The sequence below is a fragment of the Streptomyces himastatinicus ATCC 53653 genome (assembly GCF_000158915.1).
Taxonomy (GTDB): domain Bacteria; phylum Actinomycetota; class Actinomycetes; order Streptomycetales; family Streptomycetaceae; genus Streptomyces; species Streptomyces himastatinicus.
In genome coordinates this window covers 535,067-554,541 of sequence record NZ_GG657754.1, presented here as the reverse complement: position 1 = coordinate 554,541, position 19,475 = coordinate 535,067, and the positions used below count along the sequence as shown (strand labels likewise).

General features: G+C 67.5%; 16 protein-coding genes and 1 pseudogene. 7 read left to right on the top strand and 10 right to left on the bottom strand.

The annotated features are described in order from the left end of the window. Positions 1 to 48: 48 nt before the first annotated feature. From SSOG_RS02335 to ccrA, 5 genes are all read right to left on the bottom strand, one after another. Complete coding sequence (locus SSOG_RS02335; protein ID WP_009712588.1) at positions 49 to 888, bottom strand: phytanoyl-CoA dioxygenase family protein; 840 nt, start codon at positions 886 to 888, stop codon at positions 49 to 51. A gap of 69 nt (positions 889 to 957) precedes the next feature. Further along, positions 958 to 2,130: a cytochrome P450 gene (locus tag SSOG_RS02330; protein WP_039936370.1), complete on the bottom strand. Its 1,173-nt coding sequence runs from the start codon at positions 2,128 to 2,130 to the stop codon at positions 958 to 960. A 48-nt stretch (positions 2,131 to 2,178) separates the two neighbouring features. Beyond that, entirely contained in the window at positions 2,179 to 3,360 is a 1,182-nt protein-coding gene (locus SSOG_RS02325) for a cytochrome P450 (RefSeq protein ID WP_009712586.1), read from the bottom strand. Positions 3,361 to 3,370: 10 nt separating this feature from the next. Continuing rightward, on the bottom strand, positions 3,371 to 4,159 hold the full coding sequence (locus SSOG_RS02320) for a thioesterase II family protein (protein ID WP_009712585.1): 789 nt from the start codon (positions 4,157 to 4,159) through the stop codon (positions 3,371 to 3,373). Positions 4,160 to 4,282: 123 nt separating this feature from the next. After that, positions 4,283 to 5,626 carry a crotonyl-CoA carboxylase/reductase gene (gene ccrA, locus SSOG_RS02315; protein ID WP_009712584.1) on the bottom strand — a complete coding sequence of 448 codons (1,344 nt, stop codon included), beginning with the start codon at positions 5,624 to 5,626 and terminating at the stop codon, positions 4,283 to 4,285. Positions 5,627 to 6,439: 813 nt separating this feature from the next. Between ccrA and SSOG_RS02310 the strand changes: the two genes are divergently transcribed. Further along, positions 6,440 to 7,981 carry an NCS1 family nucleobase:cation symporter-1 gene (locus tag SSOG_RS02310; protein ID WP_208867315.1) on the top strand — a complete coding sequence of 514 codons (1,542 nt, stop codon included), beginning with the start codon at positions 6,440 to 6,442 and terminating at the stop codon, positions 7,979 to 7,981. 1,643 nt (positions 7,982 to 9,624) lie between these two features. Here the strand turns inward: SSOG_RS02310 and SSOG_RS53110 are convergent. Beyond that, entirely contained in the window at positions 9,625 to 9,777 is a 153-nt protein-coding gene (locus tag SSOG_RS53110) for a hypothetical protein (protein ID WP_167542450.1), read from the bottom strand. 500 nt (positions 9,778 to 10,277) lie between these two features. Between SSOG_RS53110 and SSOG_RS54665 the strand changes: the two are divergent. Together SSOG_RS54665 and SSOG_RS02300 are read left to right on the top strand one after the other, a co-directional pair. Continuing rightward, a pseudogene (locus SSOG_RS54665) lies at positions 10,278 to 11,196 on the top strand (transposase family protein). Positions 11,197 to 11,258: 62 nt separating this feature from the next. Beyond that, on the top strand, positions 11,259 to 11,657 hold the full coding sequence (locus tag SSOG_RS02300; RefSeq protein ID WP_050799730.1) for an integrase core domain-containing protein: 399 nt from the start codon (positions 11,259 to 11,261) through the stop codon (positions 11,655 to 11,657). A gap of 338 nt (positions 11,658 to 11,995) precedes the next feature. On the opposite strand, the gene SSOG_RS02295 is transcribed toward SSOG_RS02300, so the two are convergent. Continuing rightward, complete coding sequence (locus tag SSOG_RS02295) at positions 11,996 to 12,256, bottom strand: hypothetical protein (RefSeq protein WP_009712578.1); 261 nt, start codon at positions 12,254 to 12,256, stop codon at positions 11,996 to 11,998. Then, the gene (locus SSOG_RS02290; protein WP_009712577.1) at positions 12,253 to 12,558 is read right to left on the bottom strand and encodes a DUF6247 family protein; all 306 of its coding nucleotides are present in this window, start codon (positions 12,556 to 12,558) and stop codon (positions 12,253 to 12,255) included. The genes SSOG_RS02295 and SSOG_RS02290 overlap by 4 nt, the downstream gene beginning before the upstream one ends. Positions 12,559 to 13,338: 780 nt before the next feature. Between SSOG_RS02290 and SSOG_RS02285 the strand changes: the two genes are divergently transcribed. Then, complete coding sequence (locus SSOG_RS02285) at positions 13,339 to 14,199, top strand: sugar phosphate isomerase/epimerase family protein (protein ID WP_039936367.1); 861 nt, start codon at positions 13,339 to 13,341, stop codon at positions 14,197 to 14,199. Then, positions 14,196 to 15,047: a mycofactocin-coupled SDR family oxidoreductase gene (locus SSOG_RS02280; RefSeq protein ID WP_208867314.1), complete on the top strand. Its 852-nt coding sequence runs from the start codon at positions 14,196 to 14,198 to the stop codon at positions 15,045 to 15,047. Before SSOG_RS02285 ends, SSOG_RS02280 begins: the two co-directional genes overlap by 4 nt. A 155-nt stretch (positions 15,048 to 15,202) precedes the next feature. On the opposite strand, the gene SSOG_RS02275 is transcribed toward SSOG_RS02280, so the two are convergent. Together SSOG_RS02275 and SSOG_RS02270 are read right to left on the bottom strand one after the other, a co-directional pair. Beyond that, positions 15,203 to 16,231 (bottom strand): nitronate monooxygenase, encoded by a 1,029-nt coding sequence (locus tag SSOG_RS02275; protein WP_009712575.1) that lies wholly within the window; start codon positions 16,229 to 16,231, stop codon positions 15,203 to 15,205. 26 nt (positions 16,232 to 16,257) lie between these two features. Then, the gene (locus SSOG_RS02270; RefSeq protein ID WP_009712574.1) at positions 16,258 to 17,367 is read right to left on the bottom strand and encodes a YbfB/YjiJ family MFS transporter; all 1,110 of its coding nucleotides are present in this window, start codon (positions 17,365 to 17,367) and stop codon (positions 16,258 to 16,260) included. Positions 17,368 to 17,617: 250 nt separating this feature from the next. Here SSOG_RS02270 and SSOG_RS02265 point away from each other — a divergent pair, with 250 nt between their 5' ends. Further along, positions 17,618 to 18,463 (top strand): LysR family transcriptional regulator, encoded by an 846-nt coding sequence (locus tag SSOG_RS02265; protein WP_039940506.1) that lies wholly within the window; start codon positions 17,618 to 17,620, stop codon positions 18,461 to 18,463. A 194-nt stretch (positions 18,464 to 18,657) separates the two neighbouring features. Beyond that, on the top strand, positions 18,658 to 19,464 hold the full coding sequence (locus SSOG_RS02260) for an MBL fold metallo-hydrolase (protein WP_009712572.1): 807 nt from the start codon (positions 18,658 to 18,660) through the stop codon (positions 19,462 to 19,464). Positions 19,465 to 19,475 lie beyond the last annotated feature (11 nt).

Genomic DNA, 19,475 nt, shown 5'->3' with positions numbered 1-19,475 from the left:
GGACGGCACCCGGGATCCCTGACGCGGCCGGTCAGGCGCGCGGTGCGCTCAGGACTCGGCGCGGAGCAGGGGGTTCGGGTCCGCATGCTCGTACCAGCCGATGAACGGCGGGCACAGGCCCCAGCCGAGCAGGCGCTGCAACTCTTCCGGGTACTCCCGGACGATCTCCTTCGGCACGGCCAGGAACTGGTTCTCCTCCTGGCGGAGGTTGCCGCGCACCAGGGCCATGGTGAGACCGGTCCGCGGATCGTCGGAGAGGTTCGGCCCGCCGCCGTGGAACAGCCCGCCCACCCAGATCAGGCAGGAGCCGGGCTCCATCTCCGCCTGCACCGCCTCCTCCGGCCGCGGGCCGCGTTCCGCCTCCCAGGCGTGGCTGCCCGGGTACACCATCGTGGCGCCGTTCTCGTCGGTGAACTCGTCCATCGCCAGCATGATCTGCACGCGGTTGGTCGGCCCGGGGGAGGGCAGCATATGCGCGATGTCGTCGCGGTGCGCGGGCTGCGGTGTCTCCCCGGGCCAGATCTGGATCACCTGCGTGATGCTGACCTGTACGTTCGGCGCGATCTCGGTCCGCTGCGGACCGAACCAGCTGGGTACGGGCCGCTCGATGAGGTCGCGGGCGGCGCCGAGGAACAGCGGGTTCAGCGCCACCTCCTCCATATGCCGGGAGCGCGCGAACAGCGAGCACAGCCGCTTGGTCCGATGTCCGGCGAACGAGCTGTCCCCGTACCCGGTCTTCTCCAGGGCGGGACCCAGGTCGTCCCAGAGCCCCCTGAGGGTGGTCTTGTCGATCAGGTCTTCCACGATCACACCGCCGTCGCGGTCGAGCGCCGCGGAGACTTCGGCCACCGTGGACGAGGCGGGGAGCCGGGCGAGACGTATGGCCATGGGAATTCCAGGCTCCTTGTTCATCGGAGGAGGGGATCACGGACAGAGGGAGGGCGGGGACAGAGGGCGCTACCAGCGGACCGGCAGCGAATCCAGGCCGAACAGCACGCCGTTGTTCCTGAACGACAACTCCTCGACGGGCCGGGCCAGCTCCAGCGTCGGGATCCGTTCGAACAGCGTCCGGTAGGCGAGCTCCATCTCGATGCGCACCAGATGCGCCCCGAGACACAGATGGCGGCCGAAGCCGAACGCGATGTGGTGCTGCTCCGAGCGGCCGGGGTCGAACTGGTGCGGGCAGGAGAACACGGAACCGTCGTGATTGGCCGCGGCGACCAGCGGGGCGATGCCCTCACCGGCCTTGATGAGCTGCCCGGCGATCTCCACGTCCTCCAGGGCAACGCGCAGCGGCACCAGGTCGGCGACGGAGTAGTAGCGCAACAGCTCCTCGACCACCCGGTCGTCGCCGATCCACTGACGGTTCGACAGCAGAGTGCTCGCGCCGAGCGCGATGTTGTTCGCCGTCGTTTCCTGGCCGGCGATGACCAGCAGCATCGCCGCGCCGCCGATCTCCATCGGGGTCATCGTCTCCGACTTGATCATCACGCTGATCAGGTCGTCGCCGGGGCGCCGCTTCCTGATGGCGATCATCCTGCTGAAGTAGCGCAGGATCTGTTTGGACGCCTCGTCGCGCTCCTCGTCGGTGGCGCTCAGCGTGACCAGGACACGGATACGCGACTCGAAGAAGCCACGGTCCGCCTGCGGTACCCCGAGCAGCGCGCAGATCACCAGAGAGGGAATCGGCACCGCGAAGTCGGAGGCCAGGTCCGCGGGACTGCCCTTCGCCAGCAGCGCCTCGACGCAGTCGTCGACGACCTCCTGGATCCGCGGCCGCAGCTCCCTGATGCGCCGGACACTGAACTCCGGGATCAGGACCTTGCGGTACCGGTCGTGCTCGGGCGGGTCCAGCGCCGCGAACCAGCCGGGCACCTGGTCCTGCGCGGGCGGCCCGCCGGTCCGTCCGGGGCTGGGGAAGCCCTCGTGTCCGGGGTCGGAGCTGATCTTCGGGTTGGTGAGCACCGCGCGGACGTCCTCGTACCGCGTCACCAGCCAGACCCGGGCACCGGTGGGCATGGTGGACCAGACCAGCCCCTCGCGCTCGCGGAAGTCCTCGTACTGCGGGGGCGGGAGGGGGTCACCGGGTCGTCTCAGCGGGAAGTCGACGAGTTTCGCGGCGTCCGACATGTCAGCAGTTCCCATTTCTCTCCGCTTTCGCAATCCGGTCCTGCCCGGCTACCAGGTCACCGGCAGTTCGGCGAGTCCGCCGACCAACTCGCCGCCGCGCGTTCGCAGTTCGTCCAACGGGACCGCGGGTCGCAGCCCGGGCAGCCTCGAGAACAGGGTGGTGAACGCGGTGCTCAGCTCCACTCGGGCCAGAGGCGCGCCGACGCAGTGCCAGATCCCGTGGCCGAAGGTCAGGTGCTGGTTCGGCGAGCGGGTGATGTCGAACAGCTCCGGCTCGCTGAACGCCTGCTCGTCGAAGTTCGCCAGCGCGAAGTCGAGCAGTACCAGCTCCCCGGCGCGAATGGTCACACCGGCGATCTCGATGTCCTCGCTCGCGTACCGCGGCAAGGTCGCCCCGGCTCGCTTGGCGGACCGCAGCACCTCCTCGACCGTGCCGGTCAGCAGGGCCGGATCCCGGAGCACCGCGTCGCGCTGCTCCGGGTGGGCGGACAGCAGCACCACCCCGAGATCGATGTGGGTCGCGACACTCTCCAGCCCGGCGAACAACAGGACCGCGGCCAGCGAACCGACATGGTCGTCCGGGAGGCCCGCCGCGCACATCCGGGAGATCACATCGTCGCCCGGCTCCGCCCGCTTGCGCGCAGAGACCCCGGCGAGTAAGCCGAACAGGGCTTTCGGCCCGGTGACCATGGACTGCCCGGTGTCGATCTGGCCCATACCGGCCAGCAGCGCCGCGCACCGCTCCCGGCCCTCGTCCGGCACCCCGATCAGCTCGCACAGGATCCGCAGGGAGAACGGCGACGAGAAGTACGCGTGCAGGTCGACCGGCCGTTCCCGCGCTGCGAAGTCCTCCACCAGGTCACTCGCCACCTCCTCGATGCGCGGGCGCAGAGCGCGGATGCGCTTCGCCGAGAAGTTCGGTGTGAACAGGGCGCGTGTCCGGGCGTGCGCCTCGCGCGCAACCTGCGGGTCGTCGGCGACGAGCAGGTCGAGCAGGGAGTTCTTGACATACCTCGGGGCGGTTTCCGGGCTCGGGTGGGAGCGGCCCAGCCGCTCGTCGTGGAGCAGCTTCTTCACCTCGGCATGCCGGGTGACCAGCCAGGCTTCGTCACCCGCCGGCGTTCGGACCCGGCAGACCGGAGCGCTCGCCCGCAGCTCCCGCAGCGGGCTCGGGTCCAGCACGGGCCGCGCCTCGGCGGTCAGGGCGGGCAGCTCTCGGGATGTCGGCACAGACCTCTCCTCAACGTCCTGCCGGAGCGCTCTGTCCCGCCGAACGGGCCGCTTCGAGCTCTCTGGCGATCTCGTTGTTCACCTCGGCCTGATGGTCGGCGAGGAAGAAGTGGCCCCCGGGGAACACCTTGACCTGAAACCAGCCCTCGGTGTGCGGCCGCCAGGCGATCGCCTCTTCCAGCGTCGTCTTCGGATCCGCGTCGCCGGTCAGGACGGTGATGGGACAGCGGACTTTCCGGCCCGGCTCGCAGGTGTACGTCTCGATCGCCCGGTAGTCGCCGCGAATCGCGGGCAGAGCCATCCTCAGCAGCTCGTCATCGCCGAACACCGCCGAGTCGGTGCCGTTGAGCAGCCTGAGCTCGGAGATGATGCCGTTGGCGTCGCGCTTGTGTACCTGCTCGTCCCGGCGGGTCGAGGGGGCGCGCCGCCCGGAGGCGATCAACGAGTGGGGCCGTTTGACCCCTTGCTGTTCGAGCCGGAAGGCGGTCTCGAAGGCCAGCACGGCACCCATGCTGTGCCCGAAGAAGACCGTGGGCTTGTCGCTGAGGGCCTGGATCTCCTCGACGAGCAGGTCGGCGAGCACGCCGATGTCCTCGATGCACGGCTCGCGGCGCCGGTCCTGACGGCCGGGGTACTGGAGGGCCACCACGTCGGCGTCGGGCGAGAATCGTGCTGACACCGGGTGGAAGAAGCTCGCCGAACCGCCCGCGTGAGGGAAGCAGATGAGCCGCACCGTACTGCCACCCGATGGGTGATATCGACGGATCCAGGCCGTTGTGGCGTCGTCCTTCGTAACCAAGTCTCGTCGGTCCCTTCCGATCCAGATCGCGCTGTCGCGCTGTCTTCAGTGGAGTCCGAACCGCACCCGCAAATCCTTAGTCTTGGCCGGCCTCGGTACGGGCAGCGGGAAGGCTGGGGGACGCTACTCGGCGGCTTCGCGGAACCGGTTGATGAACGGCAGGTGACGGGCGCGGGCCTGAGTGTCCTGGACGCCGAGGCCCTCGGCCGGTGCGAGGCACAGCACGCCGACCTTGCCGCTGTGACGGTTCTCCTGGACCCGCCGCACCGCCGCCGGGGTCTGGGTCAGCGGGAATACGGTGGAGAGAGTGGGGTGGATCTTTCCCTTGGCGATGAGGCGGTTGGCCTCCCAGGCCTCGCGGTAGTTGGCGAAATGGGAGCCGATGATGCGCTTCAGCTGCATCCACAGGTAGCGGTTGTCGTACTCGTGGGTGTAGCCGGAGGTCGAGGCGCAGGTGACGATCGTGCCGCCCTTGCGGGTGACGTACACCGACGCGCCGAAGGTCTCCCGGCCGGGGTGCTCGAAGACGATGTCGACGTCCTCGCCCCCGGTCAGCTCGCGGATCCCCTTTCCGAAGCGCTTCCACTCCTCAGGATTGGGAGTCCGCTCGTCCGACCAGAACCGGAAGTCCTCCGCGCTGCGGTCGATGACGGCCTCGGCGCCCATGGACCGGCAGAGCTCCGCCTTGGCGTCCGAGGACACCACACAGACCGGGTTGGCGCCGCCGTGCAACGCGAACTGGGTCGCGTACGACCCGAGTCCGCCGCTCGCCCCCCAGATCAGCACGTTGTCGCCCTGCTTCATCCCGGCACCGTTCCGGGACACCAACTGCCGATACGCGGTGGAGTTCACCAGCCCCGAGCAGGCCGCTTCCTCCCACGTCAGATGGGCCGGCTTGGGCATGAGCTGGTTGGACTTGACGAGGGCGATCTCGGCGAGGCCGCCGAAGTTGGTCTCGAAGCCCCAGATGCGCTGCTCGGGGTCGAGCATAGTGTCGTTGTGCCCGTCGGAGCTCTCCAACTCCACCGACAGACAGTGCGCCACCACCCGGTCCCCGGGCTTCCAGCGCCGCACCCCGGGCCCGGTGCGCAGCACGACCCCGGACAGATCGGATCCGACGACGTGATACGGCAGGTCGTGCCGGGCACCCTCCGGCCCGGCCTTGGCGTAGCGCTTCAGGAAGGCGAAGGTCGGCAGCGGTTCGAAGATGGCGCTCCACACCGTGTTGTAATTGATCGCGCTCGCCATGACCGCGATCAGCACCTCACCGGCGCAGGGCGACGGCGTCGGAACCTCGCTGATGTGCAGCGATTTCTCCGGATCCTTGTCCGGGGAAGCGAGCCCCTCGAACATCCCGGCCTCCTCCTTCAGCGTGAGCGCTCCGCGATAGGAATCGGGAACGGGGAGCGCGGCGAAGTCTTCGGAGGCAGCGTCATCGGAGAGAACGGCGCTGATGATTTCTTTCACGAGATTCCGGTCCTCGGGTCGGGATGAAAGGAAGGCGTTCGACTAATCCCGCGTCATGCACAGTGTGCACAGTTCCTTCCACGCACGCCGCGTCCACGATCGCCGAGACGGGCCCGTGCAAGGTAGCGTCTCAATTCCCCGGAAATCACTAGCCTCGAAGTCTGGGGCGGTTCGTTTCGGGTGATCGAGTGGGTGCCGGGTGCTGTCGCCACCCTGCTTTGAGGTGCTTTCTCACGACAGCTCACCGGACGGATGAGGCGCTCGGTTGGCGCCCGCAGCCGGAAGGCGACGACGAGGTGGAGGTGGCGCTCTCCCGTGATCAGGAAGCGGTCCGTGGCTGTTGGTGTGTACGCGCCGCGGTCACGGATGAGGATCCGGACCGACGCCGCGCGGTCGCCGAGGTCCATGAGGTGGTTGCGCGCCTGCTGGGTGATCCAGGGGCGGGTCGGGTGTCGGGTGATGGCAAGCCATCGGAAGGTCTGGCAGGCGAGCGGGTAGATCAGCCGTATCCCCACGACCGGCATCGGCGAACTCCGCCTGGGGAGGGGCGAGCAGTCAGTTGCGGCAGTCACCTCGTCGAAACCGCTCCATAGCCGAACAGCCTTCCCATACCGCGCCGTTGGGCATTGATTTCCGTTTTGTCGACGAAAACTGTGAAGCTGTCGGGCGAGCTCTCTTCGGTCACGATCCCCTACCGGAAGCGTCAGGAGTATTGACCTTCGTCAGTGCGTGATGGTCGAATCCGATCTCTGAATTCGCAGCCCGTACATCATTATCTTCCCAGGCAACCCCTGCCTCCTTCCGGGAGAGTTCGTGAGTTACGACGAGTCCCCGACCGACGTGCCAGCCTCGTTCCACAACGTTGTTCGCCCTACCGGTCACACACCGTCCGCAACGGATGGTGATCCTTTCGCTGTCACCCGTCCCGACCCCACGCTGTACAACGACGACCTTGCCCCATTGCCCTACGAAAAGCGTAAGTGGGGCGCATTCGAGATTTTCAATGTCTGGTCGAGCGACCTCCACAGCCTCTTCGGCTACACCCTGGCCGCCACGCTGTTCACGACCTCCGGCCTGAGCGGCTGGTGGACGTTCGCGGGCGTCATCCTCGCCGGGTTGATCGTGATGCTGCTGGTGAACCTGACGGGGAAGGCGAGCGTCAAGTACGGCATCCCTTACCCGGTCATGGCCCGGGTGAGCATGGGCGTGCGCGGTGCACAGTTCCCCGCACTGGTGCGGGCTGTCGTCGCCATCTTCTGGTACGGGGTGCAGACCTACTTCGCCTCCACGGCGATCACGCTGCTGATCATCGCGCTCACCGGGTACTCGGAGCCGGAGGGCGGGGACTTCCTCGGCCTGAGCTCTGTCGCCTGGATCTCCTATTTCATCGTGGTGGTGTTCCAGCTAGGACTCTTCCTCCGGGGTATCGACTGGGTAACCCGCTACCTCAACTGGGCCGCTCCCGCGGTGTACCTGGTCATGGTGGCGCTGGTGGCGGTGATCTGGATCCATGCGGGGAACCGACTGCTGCCCGAGCTCGGGAACGTCATTGCCGGGGACGGTGATGATGGCGGCGCACCGGTCTCGGCGTTCGTGAGCGTGGTCGGCACGATGGTGGCCTACTTCGCCGCAGTGATCATTAACTATGGTGACTTCTCCCGGTTCGTCAAGACCGAGCGGCAGATGAAGCGGGGGAACCTCTGGGGGCTGCCGGTCAGCCTCGCGTTCTTCTCGTTTCTGACACTGGTCATCACCGCGGGCACGGGAGTCCTGTACGGGAAGCCGCTGACCGACCCCACCGACATCCTGAAGCAGGTCGACAACACCTGGCTGACGGTCGTCGCGGCGCTGACCTTCTTCGCCGCCACGGTCGGGGTCAACCTGGTCGCGAACTTCATCCCGCCCGCGTACGACCTGTCCAACACGAACCCCGACATCATCACCGCCCGCGCCGGCGGGGTCATCACGGCGACGGCCGCGTTCGTCGTCGGTGCGTTGTGGGTCCCGGTCATCAGCCACCTGGGAATCGCGAGGTTCGTCGAGACCTTGAGCGCTCTGCTCGCCCCGTTCTACGGGATCCTGGTGATCGACTACTTCCTGATCCGGAAGCGGCAGCTCAACGTAGAGCACCTGTTCTCGGCTGAACCCGGTACCGCCTACTACTACAGCAAGGGATGGAACCTCCGGGCCCTGGCCGCGTTCGGGCTCGCCGCGATCTTCTCCGTCTCCACCGTATGGGCGCCTGAGCTGAAGGGCCTGACCGGGTACGCGTGGATCTTCGGCGCGGCTCTCGGTGCCGCGCTGCACTATCTGCTCATGCGCGGAGGCGCCCGGGCGGAGCCGGCGGCGCGTTGACGCTACGGGCTCCCGTGTCGATCCGGACTTGGCCGGGCGCTGGGATGAGGCCGGCGGTGACGTTGTGGGTGCCGAATATTACATCCGCCCCGGTCAGGTGCCGGGTGTTCCTGAGGGGCCGGTAGCGGTCTCATAGGTTTCGAAACCTGGGTAGTTGCGTTATCCGGTGGGTCGCGATGCACCGCGTCGAAGCTCCTCCATGTGCCACTTGACCGCTTCCGTGTACGACGTCCTGCGGAGCTTGACGGCGTGACAGGTGAAGGGTGTCTTTATTGCCGCGCGGTGGTTGACCTGGAGCTTTTCGTTCGCCCAAGTATGGGCACGATCACTGATCGTGGGTCTACGACTGCTCTACCCGATCTTCTGCCGACTACTGGGCTGCCTCCTCTTGCTGGGCCGATCGACCGCCGCGAGCAACGCCGAGATCCTCGCGCTTGGCCATGAGGTCGCCGTCCTGCGCCGGCAGATCGAGCGTCCGCGGCTCTCATGGGCGGATCGTGCCGTGCTCTCCGTTCTCGCGCGGCACCTTCCACCCGTCTTACGCCGCCACCGGCTGGTCACCCTGAGCACACTGCTGACCTGGCACCGCCGTCTCGTGCGCTGGAAATGGCGCCAGATCCCAACCGGACCCGGCCGACCACCGCTGGCGGAAGAGTCGGTCGCGCTCATCCAGCGCCTGGCGCGAGAGAACCCGACCTGGGGATACGTCAGAATCCAAGGCGACTCCGACGGCTCGGTCATCGGGTTGCCGCCGCTACGGTCCGGCGTGTTCTGCGCCGCTCCGGTCTGCCGCCCGCACCGCAGCGCGCATCCCAGCAGACCTGGCGTACTTTCCTCCGTTCCCAGGCCCATACGCTGCTCGCTCGCGACTTCATGCACGTGGAGACCGTCTTCCTCAAACGTCTCCACGTCTTCTTCATCATGGAGATCAAGACCCGGCGCGTTCATGTCCTGGGTGTCACCGCCCGCCCTACGGGCGCATGGGCCACCCAGCTCGCCCGCAACCTGCTCATGGGCCTCGGCGACAGGGCTGGGTGCTTCCGGTTCCTCATCCGTGACCGGGACAGCAAGTTCACCGCAGCGTTCGACGCCGTCTTCGCCGGCAACGGCACAGCCGTCATTCCGACTCCGCCGCAGAGCCCACGGTCAAACGCGTCACCACGCCACCCCAACGACTTCTCCATCCACAAGAAACACCCGGCTCAGCAGCCTGATCGGCACATTGACACCCTTCACGGGCTCGCCTGCCGGTTACGACGTTCTGCCATCGGAGTGGTGAGTTCGGGCCGGGGATGCGCGGACGAGGTCGGTGGCCCGCGACGGCACGATCGACCTACGGGTTCAGGCGCCAGAGCCGTCTTCTGCCACTGCGACCTGCGACTGATCATGCGTATGAAGATCGTCATGCCGCCCGGCGAAACGCTGCCGCTCGTAACGCAGAAACGAATGTGCCCGTGCCCGGGTTCTCGGCCGGACAGAGGCACATTCGTCGATTCTGGGCCCGCAGAGACTGCGGAAGCAGCGCCGCATTATGTGCCGGCGCCCGTGAAAGAATCTATCGCTACATCCTCAAAAATGAATTTGTGCAGCAATAGGCCGAGCAATGCGCCCGCTATTGACTAGGCGCCGCATGCCCGACTCACTCAAACGGTGACGGGGTCGACGCCAGGGGCCTCGATGGTGATGAGGGGGGTGTCGGCGTTGACGTCGGCGTTGACGCTGGCGCCGATGCCGCCGGCGACGTTGTCCAGGTCGGCGTCGGAAATCTCGGCGGTCTCGACTCGGGTGAAGTCCATGACTTTCCCTTCCTTTGTAATGGAATGTTTCACAAATGACACGCAGGCGATTGAATAAGCGCTCACCAGCCACATGACTGCCATTTGCTGGCCTGAAGCCGATGGGCGTTCACGTAAGCCCGTGCCGACGCGATGAAAACACGCCAAGTACTGACCGAACCAGTCGAGCCACCGTGCGCGCCTGGTGCATTTCGCCAGAAAGCACCAAAAGAAACGGGGGGTTTCACATGACCCTCACAATCGGCGAACTCGTCGGATGCATCGACCTCGACGCGTCGGGGGCAACGCTGCAACTGCTCGACCCGCCGGCCCCCAAGGCCGCGCCCACCCCGCCGAAACTCCGACCGTCCGGTAGCTGGCGTCCATCAAGCCCGCCTCGTCACTCACACACCAAGGGGGACCCGCTCATGTCCGACAACGCCCAGCTCGCCCTGTGCCGCTCGAAAAGTCATCGCCGCAGGTGAGCGGGGTGCAGTCAGTTCGCTGGGATGATGCCTTCCGTGATCGTGTCCTTGCTGTACAAGGTGACCCGGAAGCTGCTCACTGTTCCGTCGGTACTCCTCCTTCGCGGGACGGCGAAGGACGCGGAACTGCTGGTGCTGCGGCACGAGAATGCTGTCCTGCGCCGCCAGTTGGCCGGGCCGGTCCGCGACGAGCCTGCCGACCGGTTCTGGTTCGCCGCCCTGTCCGGGCTGATACCCCGGCGCCACTGGCGCGAGTTCTTCCCTGTCACCCCCGGCACCCTGCTTGCCTGGCACCGCAGGTTGATCGCCGAGAAGTGGGATTACACCGCGCGCCAGCACACCGGCCGCCCGCCCACCCCGGCAGCGGTCAAGAAGCTCGTCCTGCGGCTGGCGAGGGAGAATCCGCGATGGGGACACCGGCGGATCAAGGGGAGCTGACCCAGCTCGGGCATCGGATCGCAGCCTCGACGGTCTGGGAGATCCTCAATGTGGCCGGCATCGACCCCGCGCCCCGTCGCTCAGGCCCCACCTGGCGCGAGTTCCTGACCACGCAAGCCGAGGGCATCATCGCGGCAGACTTCTTCCACATCGACACCGCACTCGGCAGGCGGTTGTATGCACTGGTGTTCCTCGAGCACGCCACCCGGCGGCTGCACATCACCGGGGTCACCGCCCGCCCGACCCGGGACTGGGCGGTGCAGCAGGCGCGGAATCTCACCGCCGACCTGGGCATACGCATACAGCCCCTGCGCTTCCTGCTGCGCGACCGCGATGGCAAGTACGGCGAGGCGTTCGATGCCGTCTTTCGGGCCGAGGAGATGAAGATCAAGCACGCGATCAGTTACCACCCCACGCCCCTGAGTAACCTGCGGTGGCGCATGACCTCAACACTCACAAAGTCCTGCGTACCCGGATTCTCGGCGGTCTCCTCAACGAGTACCGTTATGCCACCTGATCAGCCGCGATGACTTTTCGAGCGGCACACCCTGGATCACTCAGCAAGCGCGGAACTACCTCATGGACCTTGGTGACCACTCGGAGTCGATCAGATTCCTCATCCGGGACCGCGGCGCCTACTTCACCGACAGCTTCGACGCCGCCTTCCAGACGGAAGGCATACGCGTGATACCCACACTGCCCGCTGTGCCACGGATGAACGCCATCGCCGAACGCTGGATCGGATCATGCCGACGCGAGGCAACCGACCGCATCCTGATCACCGGAGAAGGCCACCTGCGTCTCGTCGTCGGCGAGTACGCGAAGCACCACAACAGACACCGGGCGCACCGATCCCTCGGACAACGGCCACCAGACCAACTCACCAGCCCTGAGCCGCCCATCGCCAGGGACAACACTCGCATTCGTCGACGCGACCGACTTGGCGGCCTTATCCACGAGTACTCGCAGGTCGCATAGGGTGACATCGTTTCCGGCACCCGCACCTCTGGAGCGAGCGCCACGCTCTCCGTGTTCTCAGCACCTACGTCGGACACTGCAACGGACATCGGCCGCATCAGGCCCGAGAGCAACTACCTCCTCTCTCCGACCACCACACTGCGCCACTGACCGACCTGAAAACCCCACGACGGTTGCTCCGGACCTGTGTCCTTGGCGGCCTGATCAATGAGTACAGATACGCAGTATGACCAGCAGTGACGTGTTTCTGAACGGCACAGGCGGGCCAGAGACAGAACCGCATTTCCGAGCGGGACAGGCCGATTGATCTTCCTGCCTTGAGCGCAACGCGGGTGACGTCAGCCGTACCAGGCGATATTGCAGACGTAGACACAGTGGTGGCGCGCCACTGCGAGGAAGCTGATAAATCCACGTCCGCCGAGAATGTCGAATTCCCGGAGTCCGCCTCCCCTGTCCAAGGGGCGGCCCACCTTTGCCGCATCAACTCCGAGGGTCGCGAGCTCGGTTGCCATCCGCTCAATCTCTGCCACGACGCCCGGCGCAAGTCCGCCAGCGACGTGCTCCTCGCTGGGGTTGTACTCCCAGGTCCAGTCGGTCACAGCCCGGCCTCGGCCTCCGCTGTCTTGCGGATCTGCTGAATTTCATCGATGGCCGTCGTGGGGTCTTGTTCGGCCGTATCTACGATTCGCTCGAGTTCACGGAGGCGGGCTGCACGTTCAGGGTGTCGCTCGATGGCGATGAACACAGCCCAAGAGTGGATGAAAGCCCGAAGGGGAGCGAGGCTCTGTGTCTGTTGTGCGTTTGTAGTTGCCTCGAACAGATGCTGGGTGAGTGCAGGGATCCTGCTGGGAGCGATCCGGGCCACAGCCGCGCGCAGTGCATCAGGGGTGAGGTCGGGCATGGGGATCAGCGGTCCATGCGGGCCGTCTGGCTGCGCGCTCACGATGACCTCCGATGCGGGGGGATTACTGTTCGTACCATACCGTGCGGGTGCCCATCGGTGTGGGCGTGTGGACAAGCGGGTGCGTGGTGGGCGCCACGGCATCGGGGAATCGTGACCGCAGGCTGCTGGGCAGGAATGAGACGCCCTACGAGAGAGTCCCTCGGGCGGGTATTGTGCGGCCTGTTATGGCTATGAAATGACAGGCGACGTTCTCTGTAGCGCATCAGAGCGCGGTACGGACTGTGGATGACACCCAGGGGTGCGCTACGGTGCGATACGGGAAGCAACAGAAAGTTGCCACACCGCTGGGGGGCAAGGGGGCGCAGGTTCAAATCCTGTCGTCCCGACCAGCGTTTTCGCAGGTCGGAGGCCGTTTCCGCGAGCAGCGGAGGAGGCCTTTGTCGTGTCTGGGCAGGGAGCGATGGGGGGCCCTCTGGGAGCCCTCGTGCTCCCAACTCGCAGACGTGTCAACGGTGTCCGATTCGTCCATCACCCGATCCGGTAGACCTGCGGCGCCGTACCGAGCCCCTGCGTGCCGTCGTCAACCGTAGGCCCCTGAGGTCACCCCATCGATCCGGATGCTCTCTGCATCGAGAGGCATAAGAACCCCTTGTCGGCTCCCGACCCTCTTTCGGGGTGGGAGCACGGCACCGTGCTCCCTATGCGACAGGGGGAGTACGGCGTCGCCGCTGCCGAGATGGCCGCGCGCTTCGGCATCGAGGTCTGCGGGCGGACGACATGCCGCTTCAGCTTTTCCAGTCCCTGTGGGGAATGATCGGCCTTCCGCGTGGCGCGCCGCGGCCGTGGTCGCTGGCAGAACAACTCGACCAGCTCGCCAACGCGGGCTTCGACGGCGTCTCGATTTCCTTTCACGATCCGGAGAACGCCGTCCGCCTGTCGCACCAGGCCGCCGAGCGCGGCCTGGGCATCGAAGCCGTCTGCTACCCCATCGACGTGGCCGAGTTCGACACGCTGCTGGACGTCCTCAATCGCGTCCCCGGCGTCTCCCACATCAACATGCAGCCGATGCTGCGCACACCGCACATCGACGTCGCGGCGAAGACGATCGGGCAGTGGTACGCCTCGGCACGGCAGGCAGAGACACCGCTGCTGATCGAGACCCACCGTGGACGACTGACCAGCGACATCCTGTTCACCGCCGAACTCCTCGACACCGTACCGGAGATGCGGCTCACCGCTGACCTGTCGCACTACGTCAACGGCGACGAGTTCGCCCTCCCCGTATCCGAACGCAACCAGGCACTCATCGAGAAGCTGCTCGCGCGCAGCGACGTCTTCCACGGCCGGATCGCCTCGCCCGGACAGGTCCAGGTGCCTGTACGGGCCGAGCACACCAGGCCACCGCTCGAGTTGTTCACCGCCTGGTGGCGTCGCGGCTTCGAACTGCGCCGCGCCGAGAACCCCGAGACGACGGTGACATTCACCGCCGAGCTCAGCCCACCGACCGACTGGTACGCAAACCTCGGCCCAGCCGGCACCGAACACACCGACCGCTGGGCGGAAGCGCTCGACCTTGCCGACCTCGCGCGCTCCCTCTGGGCGAGCCCCGCTCCCGGCGCGGAAGGACATCACTCGTGACCACGAACATCACCACGGACCGTTTCAAGGGCAAGGTCGCGCTCGTCAGCGGCGCTGGCCGCGGACAGGGCCGGCAAGTCGCCGTCGACCTGGCCAAGGAAGGCGCCGACATCGTCGGCTTCGACATCTGCGAGGACATCCCCACCGCCAGCGTCTCCATGTCGTCGGCCGAGGACCTAGACAAGACCCGTGCTGAGGTGGAGGCCACAGGCTGTTCCATGGTCGCCATGCATGCGGACGTGCGCGACTACACACAGGTGGAAGGCGTCGTCGAGCGCGGGCTCGCCGAGTTCGGCCGCCTCGATGTGGTCGTCGCGAACGCCGGGATCGTCGCCGATACCGGCCCATTCTGGGAATTGAGCCTTCAGGGCTGGAACGACATCATCGCCACCAACCTCACGGGCGTGTTCCACACCGTCAAGGCGGCGACTCCCGCGATCATCGAGGGCGGCCGCGGTGGCGCGCTCGTGCTCGTCGCGTCGGCGGGCGCGACCAAGGGATTCCCCAACATCAGCAACTACGTGGCGGCGAAGCAGGGTGTCACGGGCTTGATCCGACCGATGGCAGCGGAACTCGGGCCGTACAACATCCGCGTCAACGCGCTGTCACCGACGAACGTCGCCACCGACCTTTTCATGAGCGAGACCAACAAGAAGCTGTTCGTGCCGCACCTGGCGGACCCCACCGACGAGGACTACGAAGAGGCATGGCGCCCCATGCATGTTCTGCCCGTCGGCTGGATCGAAGCCACCGACACCTCCGCCGCGACGCGCTGGCTGGCCTCCGACGAGGCCCGCTACGTGACCGGCATCGAGCTGCGCGTCGATGCGGGCGTCGTCGTACGTTGATTCGATGTCAGGGCCGGCCGCAGGTCGTGCCCTGGCCACTCCCGCTCGTTGCGTACGGCGGAACGGACCTGCCCAAGTGAGCGCGACCGAGTCGGCCCATACCGCTCTGGTCATCTTGTTGGCGACGGCGTCGCCCGTGACTGGGAGACCAGGTCTTATAGGTGACCCGCGAAGCGGGCGATGGTGTCGGCGGCGGGTTCGGCCTTCGCCTGCCGGTGACCGGTTCCTGCCCACAGGTGGATCAGGCGTGTGTCGCCTGCTGCGGTGGCCGCCTTGCGGAGCGGGCCGGTGAGGTGGTGAAGGGCGGGATAGCCGAGCGGGGCGATGGGGTCGTAGTGCTCGGTGAAGCGGTTGCGCAGGGCGCGTGCGGGGCGTCCGGTGAAGGCGCGGGTGACCGTGGTCGTGGTGAAGACCGGGTCGACCAGGGCTGCCTTGTGCGGTGCGGAGGCTCCGCTCTCGTGGGTGCGCAGCAGGGCGGTGCCGATCATGGCGGCTTCGGCGCCTGCGGCCAGCGCCGCGGTCGTGTCGGCGGCGGTGGTGATGCCGCCGGTGGCGATGGCGGGCAGGGGGACGGCGCGGCGTACAGCGGCAACGAGGTCGGTGAGTGGGATGGGCTGGGGCGGCTGGGCGGGGGTGAGTGTGGCCGAGTGCCCTCCGGCGGCTGGTGCTTGGACGATCAGTGCGTCGACGCCGGATTCAGCGGCCAGACGCGCTTCTTCCGCCGAGGTGACGCTCTGCAGCACGGTGCTCCCTGCCCTGCGCAGGGCGCTGATGACCGTGCGGTCCGGAATGCCGAAGGTGAAGGACACCCAGGGCACGGGGGAGGAGGTGAGCAGGTCGATCTTGTCTGTCCAGTGGTCGTCGTCCTCGAGCGGGTGCTCGGGCAGGGCGAGGCCGTAGCGGTCGGCCTCGGGCTGCACTGCCTGGGCGTAACTACGATATGCGTCGTCGGAGAGGGGGATCGGGTTGGGGGCGAACAGGTTGACGCCGAAGGCGACGCCTTCCACGCGGGTGGTGTGGATCTGCCCGGCGAGGGCTTGTGCGGTCTTGTAGCCGCCGGCGAGGAAGCCGAGGCCACCTGCTCGGGCGGCGGCAGTGACCAGGGCGGGGGTGCTCGGTCCGCCGGCCATCGGGGCCGCGACGAGGGGAAGGTCTACGCCGAGGTCGGACAGCAGGGTGCTCACATCAACTCCTTGTACGAGTGGGGGTGTCAGGCCGGTGCGGTCACGGGGCTGAGGTGGTGCGGGAAGCGGATGCAGACTGCGGCGGACGCGACTGCGGCGGCGACGACCATCGCGCTGCCGAGCAGGAGCGCTTGCTCGTAGCCGTGGTGGAGCAGCGGGGCGGCCAGCAGTGGGCCGAGGATCTGGCCGATGCTGTATCCGGCGGTCAACAGGGCTACGGCCCGGGGCACTTGCAGATGGCTGCCGATGGACAGGGCGATGGTGCTGACGCCCATGAAGGTGGCGCCGAACAGCACCGCGGAGACGAGCGCGGACGTGGCGCCGCCGCGCAGCGCCGGCAGGGCGATACCGACGGCCTGGATGGTCAGCGAGACGAGCAGAAGGGCCGGCCGGGACCAGCGGCGGGCCAGGCCGGTCCACAGGGCGCAGGAGGGAAGGGCGGCGAGGCCGACCACGATCCAGGCTCCGCCGCCGAGCCAGCCGCCCACGCCCTGTTGGATCGCGGCGACCAGGAAGGTCCCGGCGATGATGTAGCCGATGCCCTCGAAGGTGTAGCTGACGAGCAGGGCGAGGAACCAGCGGTGGGTACGGGGCCGTTCGGCCTGTTGCTCTGCTCGCGCCCCGGAACCGGTGACTTCCGGTTCCGGGGGGAGCGGCCAGGCGCGCGTCGTGAGTACGACCGCGAGCACGGCGCACGTCCACCACGCGGCCTGCCAGGTGGAGGCGGCCTGCACGGCGACGACCAGCAGGCCGGACAGGGCGATCCCGGCACCGACCCCGCCGAAGGCCCAGCCGACCAGGTGGTGGGCGTGGGCTTGGAGACGGGAGAGCATCGCGCCGACGGCGATCACGAAGACCAGCGCACTGGCGGCACCGGCCACCAGACGCAGGACGAACCAGGCGGTTCCGTCGTGCGTGACCGGCATGAGCGCCAGCGTCGCCACCAGGACCAGCAGCGAACCGCGCAGCGCCAGGGTGGACCGCACGAGGCCGGGGGCGGTGATGGCGGTCAGGGCACCGGCGAGGTAGCCGATGAAATTCGCCGTGGCCAGGTTCGCCCCGAGCGCCGAGGACAGTCCGGCCTGCTCGTGCATGAGGGGAAGGATCGGGGTGTAGGCGAACCGGCCGATCCCCATCGCCACGGCGAGGGCGGCCGCGGCCTGAGCGACGGTCTCCCACGGCGATGGTGCTCCCGGGCGGGGCTGAGCCGATACCTTCCCGGTCGCCGGTGACTGCACGGTTGCTGAGGACTTCACTCCTGGGGCACCTTCCTGGCGGAGTTCACGGGCCGGTTTCGACGCTAGGCAGCGCACGCGAGGCTGTGAAATGCCGGTTACGCTGCTGCTATGCGTCGCAGGCATGGACCGTGAGAGGGGTACCGAGGGCATGGATGTGGAACTGCGGCACCTGCGGGCCTTCACGTCCGTGGCCCGCCATCGCTCGTTCTCCCGGGCCGCCGAGGAACTGCTGATCACGCAGCCGGCGCTGAGCCGTACCATCGCGCAGCTGGAGGGCAAGCTGAGCGTCCGCCTGCTCGACCGCTCCTCGCGGCACGTCGAACTGACCGACACCGGCACGGAGTTCCTCGTGCACGCCGAGCGGGTGCTCGCGGCCCTGGACGAGGCCCTCGCGGTGGTGAGCCACCGCGTCACGCTGCGCCTCGGCTTCAGCTGGCTGCTGCCCGACCCCTGGGCGCAGCAGACCATCAGCCGCTTCGAGGAGATCACGGGTGCGTCGGTCGCCCTGACCCGTACCGACGATCCTCTCCAGGCCCTGCGGCAGCACACCGTCGACATCGCCCTGGTCCGGGGGGATGTCGACGTACCCAAAGGGGCGCGCATTGTGCGGCTGGACGACGAGCCGCGTATCGCGGTGTGCTCCGAGCACTGCGCTCTGGCCCGTCTCGGCCATCTGGACTGGTCGGACGTGCAGCACTGGCCGCTGGTCGTGAACACGGTCAGCGGCACCACCGGCCCCTGGTCGTGGCCGACCGACCGGCGCCCGGCCCAGATCATCGAGACGGCCAACTACGATGAGTGGCTGGAGACGGTGGCCGCCAACCGTGGTATCGGTATCGTCCCCGAGGTCGCGCAGCGCCGCACCCAGCACCCTGCCCTGCGTTTCGTCCCCCTGATTGACGCGCCGCTGAGCCCGGTCAGCCTCGTCTACCTGGCTGACGCCCAGCGCACGCTCATCCGCCGGTTCCTGGACGCCGCCGCGCAGCCCACGTAGTGGCCGTCGAGTTCTAGATCCTCGCAGCCGCCAACGACTGCTGGCGGCCTCTGACCACTGGCCGACGCATGTCGCACCCTGCATCCATGCCCCACGTGCATGGAGTGCGCGCGACAGGCATTTCCACCCGGGCCAGGCGGTCACTAGCGTCCAAGTGCGACCCCACAGAACCGGACCATGCAGCGAGGACACCGATGAGCACGACGAGCCTGCCCCGGCAGGAAAGCGCGATCACCATCCTGGGCGGCCCCACAGCCGTCATTGACATCGGCGGACTGCGCATCGTCAGCGATCCGACCTTCGACGAGCCCGGTGACTACGGGTACCTCGTCAAAACCGTCGGACCCGCCGTCGACGAGGACGGGGTGGGGCCGGTCGACCTCGTCCTGGTCAGCCACGAGGCACACGCGGACAACCTCGACGAGCGCGGACGCGCCTTCGCCAAGACGGCTCCGATGGTGCTCACCGGGCCCGTGGCCGCCAAACGCCTGGGAGCACCGGCCGTCGGACTCTCCCCGTGGGCCGGCCACGCCCTGCCGCGCCCGGACGGCGGCGGCGATCTCACCGTGACCGCGGTCCCCGCGGTCCACGGCCCCGAGGACGGCGAACGCGACGCCGACGGAAACGTCAACTGCGAGGTCATCGGGTTCGTGCTGTCCGGGCAGGGGCTTCCCACCGTCTACGTGAGCGGCGACAACGCCTCGATCCGCACGGTCGCGGACATCTCCCGCAAGATGCCACGCATCGACGCCGCCGTCCTGCACGCGGGCGCAGCACGCGTCCCGGCGAAGTTCGACGGCCGACCGCTGTCCCTGGACAGCCGCAGCGCCGCCGCCGCGGCAGCCGTCCTCGGCGCGGACATCGTCATCCCGGCTCACTACGACGGCTGGGCCCACTTCTCCGAAGGCCGGGCAGACGTCGAGCACGCCTTCTACGAGGCCGGCCTGTCGTCCTCGCTGGCGGTCGCCGACCACGGCACATGGGTGCCGCTGCTTCGCTGATCCGCCCACAC